Genomic DNA, 20,609 nt, shown 5'->3' on the forward strand with positions numbered 1-20,609 from the left:
TGCGGCATTGGCGGCTTCGATGGCGCGGCGGGTTTCGGCCTGGCCCATCTTCGGCACGGTGCCGACGGTCTCGCCGGTGGCGGGGTTGGTGACGGTGATGGTGGCGCCGGCGTCGGCAGCGACCCATTCGCCGTCGATGTAGCAGCTGGAACGAAGCAGACTCGGGTCTTTGAGTGCGAGTGTCATTGTGTTCTTTCCTCTTGGATGTCAGTTATTGGTCTGGATTGACTGGATTTCGGCCAGTGCTTCACGCATTGCATCGGGTACGCGCACCGGTCGGTTGGTTTTGCGATCGACATATACATGGATGAAGTGACCGGCGGCTGAAACCGTGTCTTCGTCATTGCGGAACAGGCCGACTTCGTAACGAATGCTGCTGTTGCCGATGCGGGCAACGCGCAGGCCCGCCTGAACCACGTCAGGAAAGGCAATTGGGCTGAAGTAGGCGCAAGAAGTTTCGATCACAAGACCGATCACCTCGCTGTTCTGGAAATCGAGCAGTCCGCGCTCGATCAGCCACTGATTTACGACGGTGTCGAAGTAACTGTAATACTGGACGTTATTCACGTGACCATAAACGTCGTTGTCCATCCAGCGCGTGGTGATCGCCTGAATATGCGGGTAGGCGGCGCGGGTTTCTTCCTTTGATGACATATTGGCGAATCCTTACAGTACCGAGGCGTAGATCGCGCGTGCATCCGCTTCGGTCACGTCGCGCGGATTATTGATTAACAGGCGCTGAATGTTCATGACGTCGCGTGCGAGCATGTCGAGGTCATCGGCACCGACACCGACTTCGCTCAGGCGTTGCTCGAACGGCATTTCGGCGACCAGGGTGCGCATGGCCTCGATGAAGGCGTCGGCCGCTTCTGCGGCGTTGGCAAAGCTGCGCTGGGGCAGGATGACCTGCGCCAGTTCGGCGTAGGGCGTTTCCGCCGCGCTGCGGTTGAAGGCCAGCACGGGTGACAGTACCAGCGCATTGCTCAGGCCGTGTGGCACGTGATAATGCCCGCCCAGCGGGTAGGCCAGGGCGTGCACCGCTGCAACCGGTGCGTTGGCGAAGGCCATGCCTGCCAGCAGCGAGCCTTGCAGCATCGCCGAGCGCGCGGGCAGGTCGCTGCCGTCGGCGATCACCTTGCGGATATTGGTATAGAGGAGTTCCAGCGCCTTCACTGCAAGACTGTCCGACAGCGGGTTCTTCTTGTGGCGCGAGGTATAGGCCTCGATCGCATGCACCATTGCGTCGATGCCCGTCATGGCGGTGACCCGCGCCGGCAGACCGACGGTCAGCGTGCCGTCGAGCACGGCGATGTCGGGGTAGAGAATGGGCGATACGACGCCTTTCTTCTCCTGCGTCGGGGTGGTCACAATGGCGATTGGCGTGACTTCCGAGCCGGTACCGGCCGTGGTCGGTACCTGGATCAGCGGCAGGCGCGGACCGCGGGCAAGCCCGATGCCATAGACTTCGGTCAAGGCCTGCGGTGCGCCTGCGAGCAGGGCAACGAGCTTTGCGGTGTCCATCGAGCTGCCGCCGCCAAAGCCGATGATGCCGTCTGCCCCGGCGGCGCGGGCGGCCTCGGTTGCGCTCAGCACCGACTCTTCCGGCGGATCGGCCAGCACGTCGGTGAATACGGTGGTGGCAACGCCGGCCGACTTGAAGCCTTCGAGTGCAGAATTCAGCACGCCGGCCTCGATCAGACCGCGATCGGTCACGATCATCGCGTGACGCATGCCGAGCTCCCTTGCCAGATCGCCAAGACGCGCTGCAGCGCCTGTTTCGCACACAATCCGGGGCGTGGTTTCAAACACGAAATTCGTCATTCTTTTCTCCTTGAGGCGGAATCAGGCGGCTTCGACCACACCGCGTTCGATGCGATAACTGCGGTCGACGAGGTCGGCAGAATGGACGTCGTCGGATTCGGAAAGCACCACGGACAAGCCTTCGTTGCCCAGGCTTGCGATGACTTCGGTCAGGCGGCGCGAGAGCACCGGCGCGACGCCTTCGAAGGGTTCGTCCAGCAACAGCAGGCGTCTTCCGGGCATCAGTGCGCGCGCCAGGGCTACCAGCTTCTGCTGGCCACCACTGAGCTGCAGCGCGCGGCGATCCCGGAACTCCGCCACTTCGGGCATCAGCTCGTAGATCCATGCCAGGCGCTGAGGCGCATCCTTGATCCCGTTTGCCCAGGCCGGCATCAGGATGTTTTCTTCCACGGTGAGCTGCGGGATCAGGCGGCGGTCTTCCGGGAGATAGCTCACGCCGAGTCCGGCGCGCTTGTAACCGGCCACCTTGCTCATGTCCTGGTCGTGGATGCGGATGGCGCCGGACTCGATGGGCAGCAGGCCCATGATGCTGCGCATCAGCGTGGTCTTGCCCGCGCCGTTGCGTCCGATCAGGCCAATCATGGCGCCTTTGGGCACTTCCATCGCAACGTCGCGCAGGATGGGAATGCTGTCGATGGACACGTTGAGTCCCCTGATATTCAGCGTCATGCCGCGCTCCTCTCTTTTTCTTCGGTCTTGCGACCGTGGCCGTGACCGATGACGAGTTCCTGCACCTTGGCATCGCCAAACACCTTGGCGGGCGCGCCATCGCTGATGATTTCGCCGCTGTAGAACGCGAGTACGCGCGAGACGTAGCGCTCGACGATCTCCATGTCGTGTTCGACGAAAAGCACCGTCACCTTGTGGCGCCGAACCGCAAGCATCACCGTGTCCATCAGCGGAAACTTCTCTTCCACGCTGACGCCGCTGGTGGGTTCGTCGAGCAGCAGCATGCGGGGCTTGCCGATCAGGGCCATGGCGATGTCGATCAGCTTGCGTGCGCCCTGAGGTACAGCACTGACGATGGCGTCGCGGTATTGCTGAACGGCGAATTCCTCAAGGATCTCGTCGGCCCTTGCGACCCGGGACTTGCTGCGAAGGCCGCTGAAGAAGGACGGTCGTGGTCCCTCTGCCGCGACGAGCGCAATCAGCAGGTTGTCGAGCACGGTCATTTCGGGAAAGAGCTGCGCCACCTGAAAGGAGCGCGTCATACCCTTGCGGATGATCTCGCGTGTGCTCTTGCCGACGATGGACTTGCCTTCGAACAGGATCTCGCCCGACGAAGGCGGCAGATAGCCGGTCACCATGTTGATGAAGGTGGTCTTGCCGGCGCCGTTGGAGCCGATGACGCCGACAACCTCGCCGGATTCGATCTGCACATTGAGGTCACGTGCAGCCGTCACCGCGCCAAAGCTGCGATTCAGGCCACGGGTTTCGAGAATGATGCTCATGCCGCAGCCCTCCGTTTCTCGGCGACCAGACTCCACAGGCCCTTGGGCAGGAAGACGATGATGGCGAGCAGCACGAAGCCAAGGATCATCTGCCACGAATGCGGAGCCAGTTCGAGCGCATAGGTGCGTACCAGTGCGAACAGCACGGCGGCGATGAAGGGGGCGGCCACATGTGAAGTGCCGCCGAGCAGGGCGATGAAGACGAACTCGCCCGAGGTGGTCCAGAACGCCATTTCGGGGTCGACATGGCCGGTGGCGAGCGCAGTGAATGCGCCACCTACGGCGGAGATGCCGGCGGCGAAAAGGTAATTGGCGTACAGGATCCAGCGCGGGGAGAGGCCGAGGAACTCGACCCGGATCTCGTTTTCCTTGATGGCCTCGTTGACTCCGCCCAGTCCCGATTTCATGTAGCGGTTGAGCGCGATCGCGATACCGCCGGCTACGAGGACCGTGAGCATGAAGATGACCAGTTTCTGATCTTCGCCTGCAGGCATCCAGCCGAGGAAGGTGACGTCATGGACGTTGAAACCGTCGGTCGATCCCAGAGCCTGGTTCTTGACGATGAGACCGTACAGGATCATCGACAGCGCCAGCGAGAGCATGGCGAAGAAGATGTCGCGATAGCGGGTCATCAGCAAGCCGAGGATCGCGGCCACGCCCACTGAAGCAGCAACTCCAAGGCCGATCAGCACGAATGCATCGTGGATACCGAGAAAAGCTCCGCCCATGCCGACGCTGTAGCCACCGATGCAGAAGAAGAGCCCTTGTCCGAAGGAGACCAGACCGGCACGCATCTGGATCACGACGCCCTGCACCACCAGTGCCTTGGCCAGGGCCAGCGTCAGGATGAAGGTCAGCCAGCTCGGCAGCAGGAAGGCGGACGCAACCAGCGCGAGTGCCGACACGAGCAGCCAGATTTCTGTCTTATCGAGTTTTAACATCAGATTTTCCTCGCCAGATCGCGTCCGAAAAGGCCTTGTGGCCGCACCGCGAGCACCAGGGCCATAACGCCGTAGATCACGAACAGTTCAATTTGTGGCGCGAGGTGCACTGCTGCTGCACGGGTGATCCCGACCAGCAGGGCGCCGACGATCGCACCTTCGATACTGCCCAGACCGCCGACCACGACGACGGCAAACGCCAGCACGATCACTTCGACGCCGATGCCGGGCGACACCGAGATGGCGGGTGCGGTCAGTGCGCCGGCGATCGCACCCAGCGTGGTACCGACCACGAAGGTTGCGGCGAACATCAACTTCACGTTCACGCCCATGGCGATTGCGATCTCGCGATCCTGAATCACCGCGCGCAGGACTTTTCCGGTGTGGGTCCGGTTCAGCGTGAGCCAGCAGGCGGCACCGATCACGGCCGAAACGGCGATCAGCGCAAGGTCGTAGTTGGCGAAGGTCAGTTCCCCGATCTCGCTGCGACCGAGCAGGCTGTACGGCTGGAAGGTGAAATAGGGGTCGACGCCGAAGATGAGCTTGGTGGCATCTTCCAGAATCAGCAGCAGGGCATAGGTGACGATCACCATCAGGATCTCGTCGCGCTTGTACATGAACTGCAGCAGGCCCTGCTCGATCAGCAGACCCACCACCACGCCAGACACCAGCGCGGCACCCAGTAACAAGGCATAGCTCCAGTAGGGCGCACCTTCTGCGCCGGAGAAATACCAGCCAACGAGGGATGCACCCGTATAGGCACCGATGGAGTAGAAGCTGCCATGGGCCATGTTCAGGATGCGCATCACCCCGTAGATCACGGTCAGACCCGCCGCCACCATGAACAACCATGAGGCGTAGATCATCCCGTCGATCAGAATTGCATAGAGCGTCGTCATGCTCATTGCTCCGATGAGAGAGGGGAAAACACGGAAAGGAGGCCCCGGCGGAATCGCTCCGCCGGGGCAGGTCACGCAGGCTTAGTTACACTGCGCACCGGGGAAGCCGGCCTTGATCCAGTCGGCCGCAGTGGTGCCGTCCGGCGGGGTCACGCATTCGCCGCTGTAGGATTTCACGTTGGCAATCGTGGCCTTGTCCGACTTTGCATCGAACTTGTATTCGCCGTAGGCAATGCCCTGCAGCGCCTGATGACCGTTGGCACGCGCCATGCGCACGGTGCCCGATACGGACTCGAAGGTCAGACCCTTGAAGCTGCGGGCCACTTCTTCCTTGGCCGGAATGACGCCTGGCTTGCCCGCTGCCTTTTCCACAGCTGCTTTCAGACCCAGGATGGCCTGTGCCATCTTGAATGCAGGATAGGTCGGGTCCATTTCCGCGCTGCTGCGATAGGCGGTGCGGAACCAGGTGCTCAGCGTGTTTTCCGGCGCGAAGGCACCGAAAGGACCACGCGCACCGATCACCAGGCCATTGGGCGCCTGGCCCTTGAAACGGTCGAGTGCGGATTCGCCACAGGTCAGGACGGCCGTACGCTTGTCGAACAGGCCGCGGGCGTTGCCCTGGAGCACGAAGGCTTCCATGTCGCCGCCCCAGAAGCTGCTGTGGATCACGTCGGGCTTGCTGACGCTGAGCGCGGAAATCTCGGCACCGTACTGGCCCTGGAAGAGCTTGGGCAACTGCTCGGTGGTGACCTTGACGCCGGGCTTGAGCTGCTTGATGGCAGCCGAGAAGTCGCCCCAGGAGTCGTGGCCCCAGGCGTAGTTCTGCTGGATGCTGGCCACGGACTCGAGCTTGCGCCCGGTTTCGATGAGATAGCGCGCGGCGCCGATGTTGTCGATGGCGGCATCGAGGCCGGTACGGAAAACATAGGTGGGTGCCTTGTTCTCCTCGAACAGGCGCGAGGTGCCGCAGTCGAACAGTACCGTCGTGAGCTTCAGCTCTTCCGCCACAGGCGCGATGGCCAGGCAGTCGCCGGACGAGATATAGCCAATGACGGCATCAACCTTGTGACGCTCGGCCAGGTTGCGGAACTCTTCCACCTGTTTGCTTGCACCACCATTCTCGTCGACGATGACGGCTTCGATCTCGAGACCATTGATACCCTTCAGTCCGTAGGGTGCCGGCACCTTGCCTTCATTGAGTGCATCGATCACGAGCTTGGCGCCGTTGAGCGACGGTACGCCAAACGGGCCAGCCGCTGCGCCGGACAGGAAGGTCACGATACCCACGCGGAATTTTCCGTTTTCCGCTGCGGTGACCGGCGCCGAAAAACCGATGGCCGCGGCAAGTGCGAGGGCGGTGGGTGCGAGATACGATCTTGTTCTTTTCATCTGGTGTTGCCTCCTTTGGTAAAGCTTTGTTCTACGGAAAGTAATCCGACGTTCCTGCCGCTCGGGAGCGACGTTCGCGGACAAGGGCGGGCGGCGGTGAAAGGTCCTCCGCCCGATATACGGTCCAGTTGCCGACCATGACCCGTGCGGGCGGGAAGCGGTCGTCCGGCACGACTTCGCCGACGGCCTGCATCTGCACGATCTGGTGGGTGTCTGGGTCGATATATGACGTGAAACCGTCGGGATCTTCGGGTAGCTGCAGGTGCAGCCCCTCCAGCGCGGTCACGATTGCGTCCGTGTCCGTCGCGCTGCCGGCCTTTCTGATCGCTGCAGCGATCATCATGATTCCGCTGTATGCGCCTTCGGCTGCATAGGTCGGGAAGCGGCCTTCGGCCTTGTGGAAATCGTTTACAAAGCGCCGGTTGCGTTCGCTCTCGGGCCAGTTGTTGTGATGACGGGCGGAGACGATCAGGCCTTTTGGCGGTTTGTCGCCGAGGGCGACCATGACCTCGTAATTCGCGCCGGTATCGAAGTTCGCCAATCGCGTGCGGTCAAAGAAGTCGGTGCTTGCCGCCTGCTTCATGAAGGCGATGAAATCTCCGCCCCACAGCGCGGTGACGACGATCTCGGGTTCGGCCTTTTGCAGCGCGTCGATATAAGGGGAGTAGTCCGGCTCATAGAGCTTGGGCCAGAACATGCCGACCAGGTCGAACTTGACGCCGAGCCGCTCGAAGTTGCTGCGCAGGTCGATCCAGGAGACGTGACCGTAGTCGTAGTCGGGGGCAATGAACGCGAGGCGCTTCCAGCCGGTCTTGCGCTGCAGTTCTGCAAGGTAGCGGGCACCGGCCGCCATCGAGGTGTAGGAGTCGTTCGACACCCGGAAGTAGTACTTGTGAAAGGCTTCGATGGTGAGGCGCGAGGACGCGTGGTCGGTGCCGACCATGATCACCCGGTTGCGCTGGGCGGTCTGGCTCACCGCATGCGCTACACCTGAGCTGACCATGCCACACAGAAAGCGAGCGCCATCGCGGTGGATGAAATCTTCCGCAATTCGCACCGCATAGGAGGCTTTTGAGCGCGTGTCGTCGATCAGCACGCGCAACGTCGGTGCAGGGGTGCCATCGCGGGCAAGGTCGGCAAGTGCCAGCTTCATCCCGGCAATGCTGTCGCGACCGTAGATCGCTGCGCGACCCGTCATCGGGAACATGCAGCCTATCGTGGCGTCTGCCTTGCCGGCAGGCGCACCAAGCTCCACTCGAGCCCATGAGGTCAACGGCTCGACCGCGGCACAAAGTACCAGCAGTGAACATGCTGCCCGGGCTGCAAAACGGCGCCCTGTATGGAACTGGGTCACGACGGTGTCTCCTCTCGATGTCGTTTCGGATGCATGCATCCTTACGACTTTGGTTCAATAACAGCAAAGCCCATGCCAGCCCGGCGATTTGATCGCCAGGGTGCATGGATGCTGGGTTTCAGGGGGTTTTGATCGAGTTGATGCGAACTCGAAGCGCGCACGTGAGCGCTTTATGAGCGGATTCCGCTCGCCGTGCGCGCGTGTCTGAGCGGATTGCGCTCGCTTACAGGCCGAGCCGCTGCAGTCGTCGCTTCAGCGCATGGCGCGAGATGCCGAGAATGTCTGCAGCGCGGCCTTTCTGACCGCCGGCTTCACTGAGCGCCGCTTCCACAAACTGACGCTCGGCTTGTGCCAGCTGGCCGGTGATGGGTCCCACAGACGCCGGTTTTTCCTTTTCCGCAGGTGTGTCCGCGTCCGGACTCGCCGTGCCGACAGTCATCTCCTTTGGCAGGTCGGCAGGCACAATGCTGCGTCCGGGCGTCAGGATGGTGAGCCGCTCGATGGTGTTCTTCAGTTCACGAACGTTGCCCGGCCATGGATAGCGCAGGAAGATCTCCCGCACCTCGTCTGACAGCCGGATCGGTGTGCTGCCTTCCTCGCGCGCATAGCGCTGGCAAAAGTGGGTTGCCAGTTCGATGATGTCGTCGCCCCGATCGCGCAGGGGCGGTATCCGGAGCTGGATGACATTGAGCCGGTAATACAGATCTTCGCGGAATCGCCCCCGGCTCACTTCTTCGGCCAGGTCGCGGTTGGTCGCAGCCACCACCCGCACATCCGTATTCAGTGCCCTTCCGGAGCCAATGGGGCGGTAGCGTCCGTCCTCGAGAAAATGGAGGAACTTCGCCTGCAATGCGAGCGGGAGTTCACCGATCTCGTCGAGGAACAGCGTTCCGTTGCCGGCCAGGGTGACGAGTCCGGTGCGTTTCTGATGTGCTCCCGTGTAGGCGCCCTTCTCCGCACCGAACAGCTCGGCCTCGATCAGTTGCTCCGGCAGCGAAGCGCAGTTCACCTCGATGAAAGGGCCGTCGGCGCGCTGGCTGCATGCGTGAATGGCGCGTGCGACCAGTGCCTTGCCGGTGCCGGACTCGCCCAGCAACAGCACGCGGGCAGAACTGCTGGTGGCGACGCGGCGCACGGTCTGATCGAGCTCGCGCATCGCGGGACTGTCGCCGATGAGTGATCCCGACCCGAGTGCGGCCTCGCGGTGGAAGCTGAGTTCGCTGCGCATGCGCTTCTTGTCGAGCACCGTTTCGATTACGTGGAACAGGTCATCAAGCTCGAAGGGCTTGCTCAGGTAGTCGGCAGCGCCAAGCTTCACCGCCTGAACCGCGGCGCGGGTATCGCCGTGCGCAGAAATCATGATTACCGGCAAATCCGGCTGGCGCTCGCGCAAACGCTCAAGCACCTCCATGCCTGAAAGATCCGGCAGGCGCAGGTCGAGCAGCACGACATCAGGTGCGATCCGGGCTGTGGCCTCCAGTCCTTCGACACCGTTGTGTGCGCTGTGCGGAGTGTATCCCGCTTCCTTCAGCGCAAAACTCAGCGAACGTACCAAGGCGGCTTCGTCGTCGATGATCAGTACTGCACTCAAAGCGTGTCCCCTTGTGTTGGCAGGGTGAGCCTTACCATTGTTCCTTCTCCCAAGGTGCTGAAGAACTCGAGCCGGCCCCCCTGCAATTCGGCAAGCTGCCGCGCAATGCTCAGGCCGAGGCCCGAGCCTTTGGGTTTGGTGGTGAAGAACGGGTCGGCCATTCGGGCGAGAACGGCCTCGTCTACGCCGGTGCCGGTGTCGCGTACTTCGATCGCTGCTTCGGAAGGGCCAGTGCGTGTGACCTGAAGCCTGACCGAACCGCCCGCCGGTGTTGCCTGAACCGCATTCAGGACCAGGTTGACGAGAATCTGGATCACCTGGTCTTCGTCGGCATGAAAAATGACATGATCCTGATTTTCGGCCACCTCCAGATCAATGCTGGCCTGAAGGGTCGAAGGGTTCATCAGGGCATACAGACGGGTGAGCAGCGCGCGGGCGGAAACGGCCTGCAAATCGGGCGGGCGCGGACGGCCAAACTCAAGCAGATCGCTCATGACACGGTTCAGGCGGTCGATCTCGCGACCGACGTCCTCCAGGAGTTCGAGGCGCTCGTTGTTCTTTTCGCTTCGGGCCAGCGCCTGTACGGTCGTCTTGATCGTCGCCAGCGGGTTGCGGATCTCGTGTGCGACGCCGGTGGCGAATTCGCCGAGAACCGCGAGGCGTTCGACCCGGACCGTGCGTTCGAACATCTCCTGCAACTTGCTTGCCATGCTGTTGAAGCTGGTCGCAACCAGGCTGATCTCGTCATCGCCCAGCACCCTGATGCGGTAATTCAGGTCCCCCGTCGATACGGCTTCCGCACCTGCAGTGAGGGGTTCGACCCTTCGCCGCAGGCCCTTGGCCAGACGCGCGAACAGCACGATGATGACAAGGAGGGCGGTGATGCTAGCGAAGTAGAGTCCGTGGCGTGCGGTCTTGAAGGGTTTGATCAGCTGGTCGGGATCGACGACCAGCATCGGTTGCCAGCCTGGCAACACCTCGGGGCCCGCAACCATCTGGCGACTGGGGGTGACGGGTTGGCCCACGACGTTGAAGATGCCCGCCGGGGTCTTCAGCACCGGTTGCAGGATGCCGGCAAGTGAGGCGCCGCCGAGCAGTTCCGTTACCGATGCGAGGCGCACATGCAAGGCGATGCTGCCCGCATGGTCACCATTGTTGAGGTTACGCAGCGACTGTCGCATCAGGAACCAGCCGGAGGCACCATCTGCCGGTACGACGGGCCCGATTACATCCACACCCGATGCAGGTGTGACCGGCAGCGTGGCCACATCGAAGGCAAGATCGCTCCAGTAGGGGGCGCCGGAAGCGGCCTGGCCGGCGATGATTCTGCTGAGCTGTCCGGATGCACCGAACATCAGGATGCCATAGAGGTCCGGGACATCCGCTTCGATGCGCAGCAAGGCGTCGATTTCGGTATCGAGCCCGGTCAGAGGAGCCTGCGCGAGCAGGGGAAGTGCGGGATGATTGGACAGGGTTTCGATCTGATAGACGCGAACGTCGAAAAACGAGTTCAGCCGGCTTGCGGTCGATGCCAGCTGAGCCGACAGGCGTTCGCCGGTGATCTGTTCTAGCAGTGCACTGGCGTAGCGGTCATAGAGCGCCGATACGAGCACCATCGGCAACACGGCGCCCAGCAGGGACACCAGAAAATACTTCCGGACCAGACTGTTCCGGATCCTCATGCGCTCATTCCGGCGCCCGCAGAATCAGCGTGTCCCCGCGCTGCACGAACTCGAGGTGCTTGAGCACGCTCATGCCCAGCAGGATCTGGTCGTCGCGCATTCCCGGGTTGAGGTCACCACGGATCTGGCGGGCCACGAAGGGGCCGAGTGCGAGTTCGTCGATGAGGGTCATGCGCACGGTGACGTTGCCGTTAGCCGTGATCACCTGTGCCGGCGCGCCCGCCTGCAGCCCGAGAACGGGGCCGAGATGGGCGGGGATGGAAACCTGGGTCGCGCCGGTGTCGAGCAGGAAGCTGACCGGCTGGCCGTTGATGGTGCCGGGGGCGACGTAATGCCCCATGCGGTTGCGCTGGAGCACCAGTTCGCGGCTACCCGGTGCAACTTCCAGGTAGCGGTTGGGGTTGAGCCTGCGATCGACTTGATCGGCAAAGAACAGCCACAGCACGCCGAGCAGCGCCAGCGCCGACAGCCACGACATGATGCGACCGAGTCTGCGGGTGCTGTGCTGCCCGGGCGTGTTCATCGCTCAGCGTGCAGACCGGTTCAGGCGAGGACCTGGCCGTGCTCGCGGGTGGCATGGAAGCCGACCTTCGGCCACTTTTCCATGGTCACTGCGAGGTTGTAGCGGCTGGTGGCGAGATAGACCATGTTGCCATCCACATCCTTGCCCAGACGCAGCGCCTGCTCATATTCAAAATTGCGTCGGGTAAGGTCGTCGGGGAAGGTCAGCCAGCGCGCGGTATGAATGTCGGCCGATTCGAAAATCGCATCGACCTTGTATTCATCCTTCAGGCGCTGGGCCACCACCTCGAACTGCAGCTGGCCGACGGCGCCGAGCAGCATCTGCCCGCCTTCCTGTTCGAACACCTGGATGGCGCCTTCTTCGCCAAGCTCCTGCAGGCCTTTCTGCAACTGCTTGGACTTGAGCGGATCGCGCAGGCGTGCGGCACGGAACATTTCCGGCGAGAAATACGGAATGCCCTTGAAGCCGAGGATTTCGCCTTCGGTCAGGGTGTCGCCGATCTGCAGCTGGCCGTGGTTGTGAATGCCGATGATGTCGCCGGCCACGCCATCGTCCTTGAGCACGCGCTCGTTGGCCATGAAGGTCAGCGCGTTGGCCAGCTTCATGTCACGCCCTGCCCGTACGTGCTTCACCTTCATGCCCGAGCTGTAGCGCCCCGAGCAGATGCGGAAGAAGGCAATGCGGTCGCGGTGCTTCGGGTCCATGTTGGCCTGAATCTTGAACACGAAGCCGGAGAACGGGGCCTCGGCCGGTTCCACCAGACGCTTGCCGGCGTCGCGCGGCTGCGGTGGCGGAGCCCAGTCGATCAGCGCCTGCAGGATCTCCTGCACGCCGAAGTTGTTGATACCCGAACCGAAGAACACCGGGCTCTGACGCCCGGCAAGGAACTCGTCGAGCTCGAACGGGGGCGAGGCATCGTTGAGCAGTTCGACGTCATCGCGGACCTGCTTTATTTCCATCGGAAACAGCTCGTCGAGCAGCGGATTGTTGATGTCCTTGATGACTTCGGCATCGCTGCGTTTTTCCTCGCCGGAGGTAAAGCGCAGCACCGCATCGTTGAGCAGGTGATAGACGCCGCGGAAGGCCTTGCCCATGCCAATCGGCCAGCTCACCGGTGCGCACTGGATCTTGAGCACTTCCTCGATCTCCGACAGCAGCTCGAAGGGCTCACGGACCTCGCGGTCCATCTTGTTCACGAAGGTGATGATCGGCGTGTTGCGCAGGCGGCAGACGTCGAGCAGCTTGATGGTCTGTGCTTCCACACCCTTGGCTGCGTCGATCACCATCACTGCGGCATCGACGGCGGTCAGCACGCGATAGGTGTCTTCGGAGAAGTCTTCGTGGCCCGGGGTGTCGAGCAGGTTGATCGTGTTGCCCTGGTACTCGAACTGCATCACCGAGCTGGTGACCGAGATGCCACGCTGCTTCTCGACTTCCATCCAGTCGGAGGTGGCATGGCGGGCCGATTTGCGTGCCTTCACCGTGCCGGCGAGCTGAATGGCGCCGCCGAACAGCAGCAGCTTTTCGGTCAGCGTGGTCTTGCCGGCGTCGGGGTGGGAAATGATGGCGAAGGTGCGGCGCTTCTGGACATCGCGCAGCAGTTCGGGCGGGAAAGGGGTATCGGCCATGGGAGATCCGCAAAAAACAAAGCCGCCGGCCCGATGGGGCGAGGCGGGAACAGGCACGATTCTATCAAGGAACCGGGCCCGATCGTGGCGATCGGCAACGCCCGGATGAAGCGACAGGACCTGCAGCGTGGCGGCGTGCTTGCACGCCTGCGGTCACAGGTCCTGTCGTGGTCAGGCGGATTTCTTCGTCGCGCGCTTGCGTGGTGCCGGCTTCGCCGCAGCAGCTTCGCCTTCCTCGTCCGTCTTCTTGGCGCTGGTTTTGGTGGCAGCGGTCTTGCCCGCTGCAGTCTTGGCTGCGCCGGCTTTGGGCGTCTTGGCTTCAAACTCGAAACCGACCTTGCCGTCCTTGCCGCGTACCAGGTAAGCAGAAAACTTGCGCCGTGTGCGTGCGGACACGAAGCCCTTGAGCAATTCGGTCTTGCCCTCGGTCAGCAGCTTGCTCATCTGCTCGCGTTCGATCGGCTGCTGCAGGATGACCTTGCCCGAGCGGAAATCGCAGCTCTTGCCCGGCCCTACGGATTTCTCGCACACATAGGCCATGCCATGCTCGAACACGCGCGCCTGACATTTCGGGCAGCTGCCGAGGCTTTCCTGAGCGGAAAAGTCGACCGGTTCGGCTTCCTCGCCTTCCTTGGGCTGACCAAAGTCGAAAGTCGGCTGCTTGTCTTCGTTGAGCACGATGTCGGCGTTGAACAGCCGGCCCATCTTGTTGCGGAAGCCGAGAAGCGGGCCGACCTTGCCCTCGCGCAACAAGGTCTCGATCTCGTTGTACTCAAACTGGCGGCCGGCAACGATCTTCCACGTGCTCCAGTCGCAGGACTGGCAGGCAAACTTCTTGTAGTTCTCCTTCACCACGCCGCCACATTTCGGGCACGGCGTGCTCAGGGTGACGAAATCGCCCGGTACGGTATCGGACTCGAAGCTCTTTGCGCGATCGACGACTTCGCGCGTCATCTCGGCGATCTCGTTCATGAAGGCTTCGCGCGACAGCTCGCCGCGCTCCATGAGCGAGAGCTTGTGTTCCCAGCCGCCGGTCAGTTCCGGCGAGGTCAGCGCAGACACGCCGAGGCCCTTGAGCAGCGTGATCAGCGAGAACGCCTTGGCGCTCGGGATCAGTTCGCGCCCGTCGCGATGGATGTACTGCTCGGCGATCAGACCTTCGATGATCTGTGCCCGCGTGGCTGGCGTACCGAGGCCGCGGTCGGCCATGGCGGCGCGCAGCTCTTCGTCGTCGACCATCTTGCCCGCGCCTTCCATCGCCGAGAGCAGCGTCGCTTCGTTGAAGCGTGCCGGCGGCTTGGTCTGCAGCGCCTTGACCAGGAGGTCTTCGGTGGACACCGTCTCGTTCGGCTGCACCGCAACCAGCTGGGCGCCGCCGCCTTCCTTGCTGTCCTTGCCGCCTTCGTCAGACGTGCCTTCCTTGCCATACACGGCAAGCCAGCCTGCGTTCACCAGCACCTTGCCCTCGGTCTTGAAGGCTTCGCCCTCGACCCGGGTGATGCGGGTGGTGATCTGGTACTCGGCTGCGGGGTAGAACACCGCCAGGAAGCGGCGGGTGACCAGGTCGTAAATCTTCTGCTCGGCTTCCGACAGCGACTTCGGTGCAGCGCCGGTGGGGATGATCGCGAAGTGGTCGGAAATCTTGGCGTTGTTGAAGATGCGCTTGTTCGGCTTGACCCAGCCCTTTTTCGCAATCTCGTTGGCGAAGGGAGCGTACTCGATCGGCAGCCCCTTCATCACCTCGGGTACGGTGCCGACGTAGTCTTCCGGCAGCGCACGTGCATCGGTACGCGGGTAGGTCAGCACCTTGTGCTTCTCGTACAGTGCCTGGGCGATCTGCAGCGTGACCCGGGCCGAGAAACCGAAGCGCCCGTTGGCCTCGCGCTGCAGACTGGTGAGGTCGAACAGCATCGGTGACATCTGGCTGGAAGGCTTGGCCTCCTCGCTGACCTGTCCCGGCTTGCCTTCGCACTTGGCGCGGATGGCTTCGGCACTCGCCGCATCCCACAGGCGGTGCGCGTTGGCGTGTTCGTCGCCCTCGACTTTCTTGAACTTCTCGTCGAGCCAGCGCCCGGTGTACTCGCCCGCCTTGCAGCCGAAGGTGGCTTCAAGTTCCCAGTAATCGCGCGGCTTGAACTTGCGGATGCGGTCTTCGCGCTCGACGACGATGGCCAGCGTGGGGGTCTGCACCCGGCCGACCGTGGTGAGGTGGAATCCACCGGTCTTGGAGTTGAACGCGGTCATCGCACGCGTGCCGTTGATGCCGATCAGCCAGTCGCTCTCGGCGCGGCAGATCGCGGCATTGCGCAGGCCTTCGACGTCGCGGGCGGCGCGCAGGTTGGCAAAACCGTCGCGGATCGAGGTGGCGGTCATCGATTGCAGCCACAGGCGCTGCATTGGCTTGCCGGTGCCGGCATGCTGGGCGATGAAGTTGAAGATGAGCTCGCCTTCGCGTCCCGCGTCACATGCGTTGATCAGGCCGGTGACGTCCTTGCGCTTGATCAGCCGCGTCAGCAGCTTGAGCCGATCCTCGGTCTTCTCGATCGGCTTGATGGCGAAGTGCGGCGGAATGACAGGAAGATGGGCAAAGGTCCACTTGCCGCGCTTGACTTCGTATTCCTCCGGCACGGCGAGTTCAAGAAGATGGCCCACGGCCGACGACAATACGTAGTCATCGGACTCGAAGTAGTCCTTCTCCTTGGTAAAGCCGCCCAGCGCACGGGCGATATCCTGCGCAACGGAGGGTTTTTCCGCGATGATTAGTTGCTTGCTCATGCCGGCTTGGCCGCTGCGGAGCACCCCGATGGGCGTCCGTCCGATAGGTTGTAGAGCGGCGGATGATAAAGAGCCCGCCGGATGACTTGCAAGGGCGCCGAGTCCGCTCCGGACTCAGTGGAAGACTGGCTGATACTCTTCATCGTCGCCCGATAGCAGTTCGTCGATGATGAGACCATCCACAGGTTGTTCCTGTTGCCACAGAACCATCAGCACGATGACCTTGAGCCGGTTCAACGTGATGTTGAAGTCGCCCAGTGCCATCGCACGCTCGACAATCAGCTCGCGCTTGCCGGCGTCGAGTACGCCAGCGGCTTCGAGAAAGGCGATGAAGCCACGACATTCGGGGCTGAGCTGGGCGTGTTCTTCTTCGGCATAAATCCGGATCGAACCCGCGCTCGGCGGCGTGCATGGCTGGCTGGTATCGGCGACGCGGCGCAGACCGGCGAGCCAGTCGAGCGCCTCATTGATTTCTTCGTCTTCGAACCCGGCGGCCGAGAGCTTGCGGGCAAGCTGATCGGACGCGGGGCAGGCGTCGGCGTGAATATAGCTTTCGAAGAGGTATACAAGAACGTCGAACATGATGACCTCCCGGAATGAGCTTGACGGTTCAACAGGCCGCACAACGCGGCACTCGCGAACGTTGGGCACTAGTCCCGAACGGGCGCTCCCTCTTTATGGAGGCGCTGGAACCGGTTGCCTGGCAGGCGAACGAGCACGGCCTCCAGTTCCATGGGCAGCAGGATGGCGTACAGCGCATCGACCGTCAAGCCGCAACGGAGCGCAAGGGTATCGATATCCATGGCCTCGTCACCCAGGGCCGCGAGCAGTTTCGAGGCCTCGGGCGTGAGTGGCAATTGCGGCTGAGAGGGGGCGATCGGGGCCGCCGACGCGGCTTTTCGGCGTGGTCGTGCGTGCGCGGGCGGCAAACTATCCACCCGTCCCCGCAGCTCCTCGAGCACGTCCTCGGCGGTCTCGACCAGTTTTGCCCCTTCCCTTATCAGGCGATGGCAGCCGCGCGCCAGCGGCGAGTGGATCGAGCCGGGAATGGCAAACACTTCACGTCCGATCTCGGTGGCGAGTCTTGCGGTAATCAGCGAGCCGCTGCCGATTGCGGCTTCGACCACCAGCACGCCATGACTCAGTCCGGCAATCAGGCGGTTTCGACGCGGAAAGTTGTGCCGCAAGGGTGGGGTGCCGAGCGCAAACTCGCTGACGATGGCTCCGCTGGCAGCGATTTCGCGCGCAAGCGCGGCGTTGCCGGCGGGATAGATGCGATCGGCGCCGGTACCGATCACCGCCACCGTGCTGCCTTCGCCGCTAGAGAGCGCGCCCCGGTGGGCTGCGGCGTCGATACCGAGGGCCAGGCCGCTGATGATGGTGAGTTGTGCCTCGCTCAGGCTGCGGGCAAAGGCTTCCGCGTTTGCCACGCCCTGGGCAGTGGACGAGCGCGCGCCGACAATGGCCAGCCCAGGACGGTTGAGCAGTGCCGGATCGCCCTTCACGTAGAGCAGGATGGGGGGATCGGCGGTGTCGAGGAGTGACTGCGGATAGGCGCTGTCGGCCAGCGTGAGAATGTGATTGCCGTCTTCGGCGGACCACGCCAGCGCGGCATCGACTGCGGTGCGCTCGCACGGGGCCAGGAGCAGATCGGCGCCCTCGCCTCCGATTACCGCCGCAATCGAACTGCGACTGTGCGCGAAGATCCCCGATGGGAGACCGAATGCGGCCAGCAGCTTGCGCTGGCGCTCAGGGCCCAGGCCGGGCACCAGCGCCAGTCTCAGCCAGGCGGCCAGCTCTGCGCTGTCCGCCGTTAGAGCGTTTCCGGTCAGGGTTTGCGAGCGCCGTCAGCGATTGAAACCTGCCCGTCGGAATCCATCACCAGGGCGTAGGAAACACGTTCGAAGGTGCGGAACACGAACACCAGGCCATAGCGTTTCTCGGGAAGCTGATAGGTCTCCTTGACGCCGTCTTCCTTGTACTCGGCAATGCCCCGGTTGCGATACAGGGCCAGCACGTGACCGCGTTCAATACCGTCACGCTCACCGACGTTGAGCGAGACCACGTTGAGCCTGCCGGTTTCGGCCACGCCGCGATAAATCGACATGACGCGACCGTCGACAGGATTCTCCGGCGCATGCGGCACAAAGGAAAACACGTTCGGGCGTTCGCTCGGCAGCATCAGGTCGCCGACGCCGATCTCCTCGACGGAATCGACGATCTCGAGAGTGACCGGATCGCTGCGCTCGGAGACGCGCGCGGCACCCAGATAGGCTGCCTCGTAGGCGATGATCTCACCGGTGATGGGATCATTCAGCGGCGTGGCCGGGCGAAAGATCTGCCATACATCCGCATCGTCGCTGACGTTCTTGGCAAAGACGGTGTCACCGGTGCCAGTGAATACGCGATTGGTTTCGGTTGCGATGATCGTGGCTGCGCCCTGCAGACGTGCCTCGTCCACGACGAGGGGCTTGTTCAGGAAGGGTTCGATCACATTCAGCGGAATGCTGGGGAGTTCGTTGCCGAGCGTTTCCTCGTAGATCTGCGGCAGGCGCTTGTCGATACCCAGGCGCTTGCCGATGCTGAGCCACGGGCCGCTGCGATCGAGATGCACGATCTGGCCGGGATAGATCAGGTGCGGATTGCGGATCTGGTCGCGGTTCATGCGCCAGACTTCAGGCCAGCGCCACGGCTGCTTGAGGAAGCGTCCGGAGATGCCCCACAGGGTGTCGCCCTTGACCACGGTGTAGGAGTCCGGCGCATCGTCTGCAATCTCTGCGCCCTGGGCGGCCGCAGTGTTGCTGACAAGGGTCGCAATGCAGACGATGAGAGGGAATATAATTCGTATCATTGCTCGCTTCCGGTTGATGCGGGTCGGCACGAGCCGGCCCGGAACGCAAATGGCCGGCGAGCGTCGAAGAAGACATACCCCTATACGACGTCAGGCGCAGCACATGGTCATTCATGTCAAAGCGCTTGAAATTCTGCACTTAAAGGCTTATCGCGGCAAGCATTTATGGCTCTACTACCAATACTCCGTTTCCCCGATCCCCGTCTGCATACGCGCGCGACCGACGTTGCCGTTGTGGACGATTCCATTCGCCAGCTGGTCAAGGACATGGCTGAAACCATGTACGAGGCACCCGGCATCGGACTGGCAGCAACCCAGGTCGATGTTCACAAGCGCGTCGTGGTGATCGACATCAGCGAGGACCAGACCGGGCTGATGGCATTGATCAATGCGGAAATCATCGAGCGCAGCGGCGAGCAGGTCTGTGAAGAGGGCTGCCTTTCTGTGCCGGGCATCTACGAAAAGGTGACCCGCGCGGAGCGTGTCAGGGTGAAGGCGCTCAACGAAAAGGGCGAGCCCTTCGAACTCGAGGCAGAAGGGCTGCTGGCGGTGTGCATCCAGCACGAACTGGATCACCTCGAAGGCAAGGTATTCGTCGAATACCTGTCGCAGCTCAAGCTGGGCCGGATCAAGAGCCGCCTGGCAAAGAAAGCCCGAATCACCGCCTGAGCGCGGACTGCCAGAGAAACCGATGACGACGACCCCCCCCTTGCGCGTGGCCTTCGCAGGCACGCCGGATTTCGCGGCGCGCGCGCTTGAAGCGATTATCGACGCCGGCTTCGAAGTGCCGCTCGTCCTCACCCAGCCCGACCGTCCCGCCGGACGCGGCATGAAACTCACGCCCAGCGCGGTCAAGCAGGTTGCGCTGAAGCACGGCATCGACGTCGACCAGCCCGAGCGCCTGCGCACGGCAGAGCAGCGTGCCCGCCTTGCCGAGTGCACGCCGGACGTGCTGGTGGTCGCCGCCTACGGCCTGATCCTGCCGCCCGAGGTTCTGCAGTTGCCGCGTCTGGGCTGTCTCAACATCCACGCCTCCCTGTTGCCGCGCTGGCGCGGCGCGGCGCCGATCCACCGTGCGATCGAGGCGGGTGATGCCGAGACCGGCATCACCATCATGCAGATGGACGAAGGGCTCGATACCGGGCCGATGCTGATGCGGCACGTGCTGCCGATCGCCGCCGACGACACCACCGGCAGCCTGCACGACAAGCTCGCACTGCTCGGCGCCGGCGATATCGTCGAGACGCTGCGTCTGCTGCCCGAGGGCGAGCTCAGGGCACAGCCGCAGCCGCTCGAAGGCGTGACCTATGCCAGCAAGATCGGACGCACCGACGCGGAAATCGACTGGCAGCGCCCTGCACGCGAGCTCGAACGTGCGGTGCGGGCCTTCAATCCGTTCCCGGGGGCGGTGGGACATCTGCACGACACCCCGATCAAGTTCTGGTCTGCGCACCTCGTCGACGCGGGTGGCGAGCCGGGGCAGGTGGTGCGGGCGGATGAAGCCGGTGTGGTCATTGCCTGCGGCGAGGCTGCGCTGTGTTTCACCGTCATGCAGCGGCCCGGCAGCAGACGCATGGGTGCAGGGGAATTTCTGCGCGGTTTCGCAGTCAATGTGGGTGACAGGTTTACCGTCGGGAATCCGGCAGCTGCTTGATTTTCCGGTAATTGCCTCCATCTATCGCGCAAACCCAACGTTCTTGAGGA

The 20,609-nt window shown here is 62.8% G+C and carries 19 protein-coding genes; 2 read left to right on the forward strand and 17 right to left on the reverse strand.

Features of this window, described 5'->3' with window-relative positions; translation table 11 throughout:
- The 17 genes from AC22G6_RS05475 to AC22G6_RS05555 all read right to left on the reverse strand — a co-directional run.
- A partial coding sequence (locus AC22G6_RS05475; RefSeq protein WP_487365933.1) for an aldehyde dehydrogenase family protein occupies positions 1–186 on the reverse strand: 186 nt, incomplete at its 3' end.
- A gap of 21 nt (positions 187–207) precedes the next feature.
- Positions 208–654 carry an acyl-CoA thioesterase gene (locus AC22G6_RS05480; RefSeq protein WP_108971852.1) on the reverse strand — a complete coding sequence of 149 codons (447 nt, stop codon included), beginning with the start codon at positions 652–654 and terminating at the stop codon, positions 208–210.
- A gap of 12 nt (positions 655–666) precedes the next feature.
- The gene (locus tag AC22G6_RS05485) at positions 667–1,821 is read right to left on the reverse strand and encodes an iron-containing alcohol dehydrogenase (protein WP_487365934.1); all 1,155 of its coding nucleotides are present in this window, start codon (positions 1,819–1,821) and stop codon (positions 667–669) included.
- A 21-nt stretch (positions 1,822–1,842) separates the two neighbouring features.
- The gene (locus AC22G6_RS05490) at positions 1,843–2,490 is read right to left on the reverse strand and encodes an ABC transporter ATP-binding protein (RefSeq protein ID WP_108949983.1); all 648 of its coding nucleotides are present in this window, start codon (positions 2,488–2,490) and stop codon (positions 1,843–1,845) included.
- A complete protein-coding gene (locus AC22G6_RS05495) occupies positions 2,487–3,272 on the reverse strand; it encodes an ABC transporter ATP-binding protein (RefSeq protein WP_108949984.1) in 786 nt (261 codons plus the stop codon). Before AC22G6_RS05495 ends, AC22G6_RS05490 begins: the two co-directional genes overlap by 4 nt.
- Positions 3,269–4,213, reverse strand: a complete 945-nt coding sequence (locus tag AC22G6_RS05500) for a branched-chain amino acid ABC transporter permease (protein WP_487365935.1) — start codon at positions 4,211–4,213, stop codon at positions 3,269–3,271. Before AC22G6_RS05500 ends, AC22G6_RS05495 begins: the two co-directional genes overlap by 4 nt.
- A complete protein-coding gene (locus AC22G6_RS05505; protein ID WP_108951433.1) occupies positions 4,213–5,112 on the reverse strand; it encodes a branched-chain amino acid ABC transporter permease in 900 nt (299 codons plus the stop codon). Before AC22G6_RS05505 ends, AC22G6_RS05500 begins: the two co-directional genes overlap by 1 nt.
- Positions 5,113–5,193: 81 nt before the next feature.
- Positions 5,194–6,501: an ABC transporter substrate-binding protein gene (locus AC22G6_RS05510; protein WP_487365936.1), complete on the reverse strand. Its 1,308-nt coding sequence runs from the start codon at positions 6,499–6,501 to the stop codon at positions 5,194–5,196.
- Between the two features lie 31 nt (positions 6,502–6,532).
- Positions 6,533–7,708 (reverse strand): ABC transporter substrate-binding protein, encoded by a 1,176-nt coding sequence (locus AC22G6_RS05515; RefSeq protein WP_487365937.1) that lies wholly within the window; start codon positions 7,706–7,708, stop codon positions 6,533–6,535.
- 370 nt (positions 7,709–8,078) lie between these two features.
- Entirely contained in the window at positions 8,079–9,446 is a 1,368-nt protein-coding gene (locus AC22G6_RS05520; protein ID WP_487365938.1) for a sigma-54-dependent transcriptional regulator, read from the reverse strand.
- A complete protein-coding gene (locus AC22G6_RS05525; protein WP_487365939.1) occupies positions 9,443–11,128 on the reverse strand; it encodes a sensor histidine kinase in 1,686 nt (561 codons plus the stop codon). Before AC22G6_RS05525 ends, AC22G6_RS05520 begins: the two co-directional genes overlap by 4 nt.
- Positions 11,129–11,132: 4 nt before the next feature.
- A complete protein-coding gene (locus AC22G6_RS05530; protein ID WP_108949990.1) occupies positions 11,133–11,651 on the reverse strand; it encodes a retropepsin-like aspartic protease family protein in 519 nt (172 codons plus the stop codon).
- A gap of 20 nt (positions 11,652–11,671) precedes the next feature.
- Positions 11,672–13,279: a peptide chain release factor 3 gene (locus tag AC22G6_RS05535; RefSeq protein WP_108949991.1), complete on the reverse strand. Its 1,608-nt coding sequence runs from the start codon at positions 13,277–13,279 to the stop codon at positions 11,672–11,674.
- Positions 13,280–13,450: 171 nt separating this feature from the next.
- On the reverse strand, positions 13,451–16,054 hold the full coding sequence (locus AC22G6_RS05540) for a DNA topoisomerase III (protein ID WP_487365940.1): 2,604 nt from the start codon (positions 16,052–16,054) through the stop codon (positions 13,451–13,453).
- 114 nt (positions 16,055–16,168) lie between these two features.
- Positions 16,169–16,636 (reverse strand): Smg family protein, encoded by a 468-nt coding sequence (locus tag AC22G6_RS05545; protein ID WP_108949992.1) that lies wholly within the window; start codon positions 16,634–16,636, stop codon positions 16,169–16,171.
- 68 nt (positions 16,637–16,704) lie between these two features.
- Positions 16,705–17,823, reverse strand: coding sequence for a DNA-processing protein DprA (gene dprA / locus AC22G6_RS05550; RefSeq protein WP_487365941.1), 1,119 nt, complete (start codon positions 17,821–17,823; stop codon positions 16,705–16,707).
- Between the two features lie 59 nt (positions 17,824–17,882).
- Complete coding sequence (locus AC22G6_RS05555; RefSeq protein WP_487365942.1) at positions 17,883–18,905, reverse strand: LysM peptidoglycan-binding domain-containing protein; 1,023 nt, start codon at positions 18,903–18,905, stop codon at positions 17,883–17,885.
- Between the two features lie 165 nt (positions 18,906–19,070).
- Between AC22G6_RS05555 and def the strand changes: the two genes are divergently transcribed.
- Together def and fmt are read left to right on the forward strand one after the other, a co-directional pair.
- Complete coding sequence (def, locus tag AC22G6_RS05560; protein ID WP_487365943.1) at positions 19,071–19,574, forward strand: peptide deformylase; 504 nt, start codon at positions 19,071–19,073, stop codon at positions 19,572–19,574.
- A gap of 22 nt (positions 19,575–19,596) precedes the next feature.
- A complete protein-coding gene (gene fmt / locus AC22G6_RS05565; protein WP_487365944.1) occupies positions 19,597–20,559 on the forward strand; it encodes a methionyl-tRNA formyltransferase in 963 nt (320 codons plus the stop codon).
- Positions 20,560–20,609: the final 50 nt, after the last annotated feature.

The organism is Parazoarcus sp. PS-13 R2A (assembly GCF_057621855.1).

Excerpts from the sequence above, each read along its gene's own strand:
- AC22G6_RS05480 (WP_108971852.1), bottom strand. The coding sequence starts at position 654 with ATGTCATCAAAGGAAGAAACCCGCGCCGCCTACCCGCATATTCAGGCG.
- AC22G6_RS05485 (WP_487365934.1), bottom strand. The coding sequence starts at position 1,821 with ATGACGAATTTCGTGTTTGAAACCACGCCCCGGATTGTGTGCGAAACA.
- AC22G6_RS05490 (WP_108949983.1), bottom strand. The coding sequence starts at position 2,490 with ATGACGCTGAATATCAGGGGACTCAACGTGTCCATCGACAGCATTCCC.
- AC22G6_RS05495 (WP_108949984.1), bottom strand. The coding sequence starts at position 3,272 with ATGAGCATCATTCTCGAAACCCGTGGCCTGAATCGCAGCTTTGGCGCG.
- AC22G6_RS05500 (WP_487365935.1), bottom strand. The coding sequence starts at position 4,213 with ATGTTAAAACTCGATAAGACAGAAATCTGGCTGCTCGTGTCGGCACTC.
- AC22G6_RS05505 (WP_108951433.1), bottom strand. The coding sequence starts at position 5,112 with ATGACGACGCTCTATGCAATTCTGATCGACGGGATGATCTACGCCTCA.
- AC22G6_RS05510 (WP_487365936.1), bottom strand. The coding sequence starts at position 6,501 with ATGAAAAGAACAAGATCGTATCTCGCACCCACCGCCCTCGCACTTGCC.
- AC22G6_RS05515 (WP_487365937.1), bottom strand. The coding sequence starts at position 7,708 with ATGTTCCCGATGACGGGTCGCGCAGCGATCTACGGTCGCGACAGCATT.
- AC22G6_RS05525 (WP_487365939.1), bottom strand. The coding sequence starts at position 11,128 with ATGAGGATCCGGAACAGTCTGGTCCGGAAGTATTTTCTGGTGTCCCTG.
- AC22G6_RS05530 (WP_108949990.1), bottom strand. The coding sequence starts at position 11,651 with ATGAACACGCCCGGGCAGCACAGCACCCGCAGACTCGGTCGCATCATG.
- AC22G6_RS05535 (WP_108949991.1), bottom strand. The coding sequence starts at position 13,279 with ATGGCCGATACCCCTTTCCCGCCCGAACTGCTGCGCGATGTCCAGAAG.
- AC22G6_RS05540 (WP_487365940.1), bottom strand. The coding sequence starts at position 16,054 with ATGAGCAAGCAACTAATCATCGCGGAAAAACCCTCCGTTGCGCAGGAT.
- AC22G6_RS05545 (WP_108949992.1), bottom strand. The coding sequence starts at position 16,636 with ATGTTCGACGTTCTTGTATACCTCTTCGAAAGCTATATTCACGCCGAC.
- AC22G6_RS05555 (WP_487365942.1), bottom strand. The coding sequence starts at position 18,905 with ATGATACGAATTATATTCCCTCTCATCGTCTGCATTGCGACCCTTGTC.
- def (WP_487365943.1), top strand. The coding sequence starts at position 19,071 with ATGGCTCTACTACCAATACTCCGTTTCCCCGATCCCCGTCTGCATACG.
- fmt (WP_487365944.1), top strand. The coding sequence starts at position 19,597 with ATGACGACGACCCCCCCCTTGCGCGTGGCCTTCGCAGGCACGCCGGAT.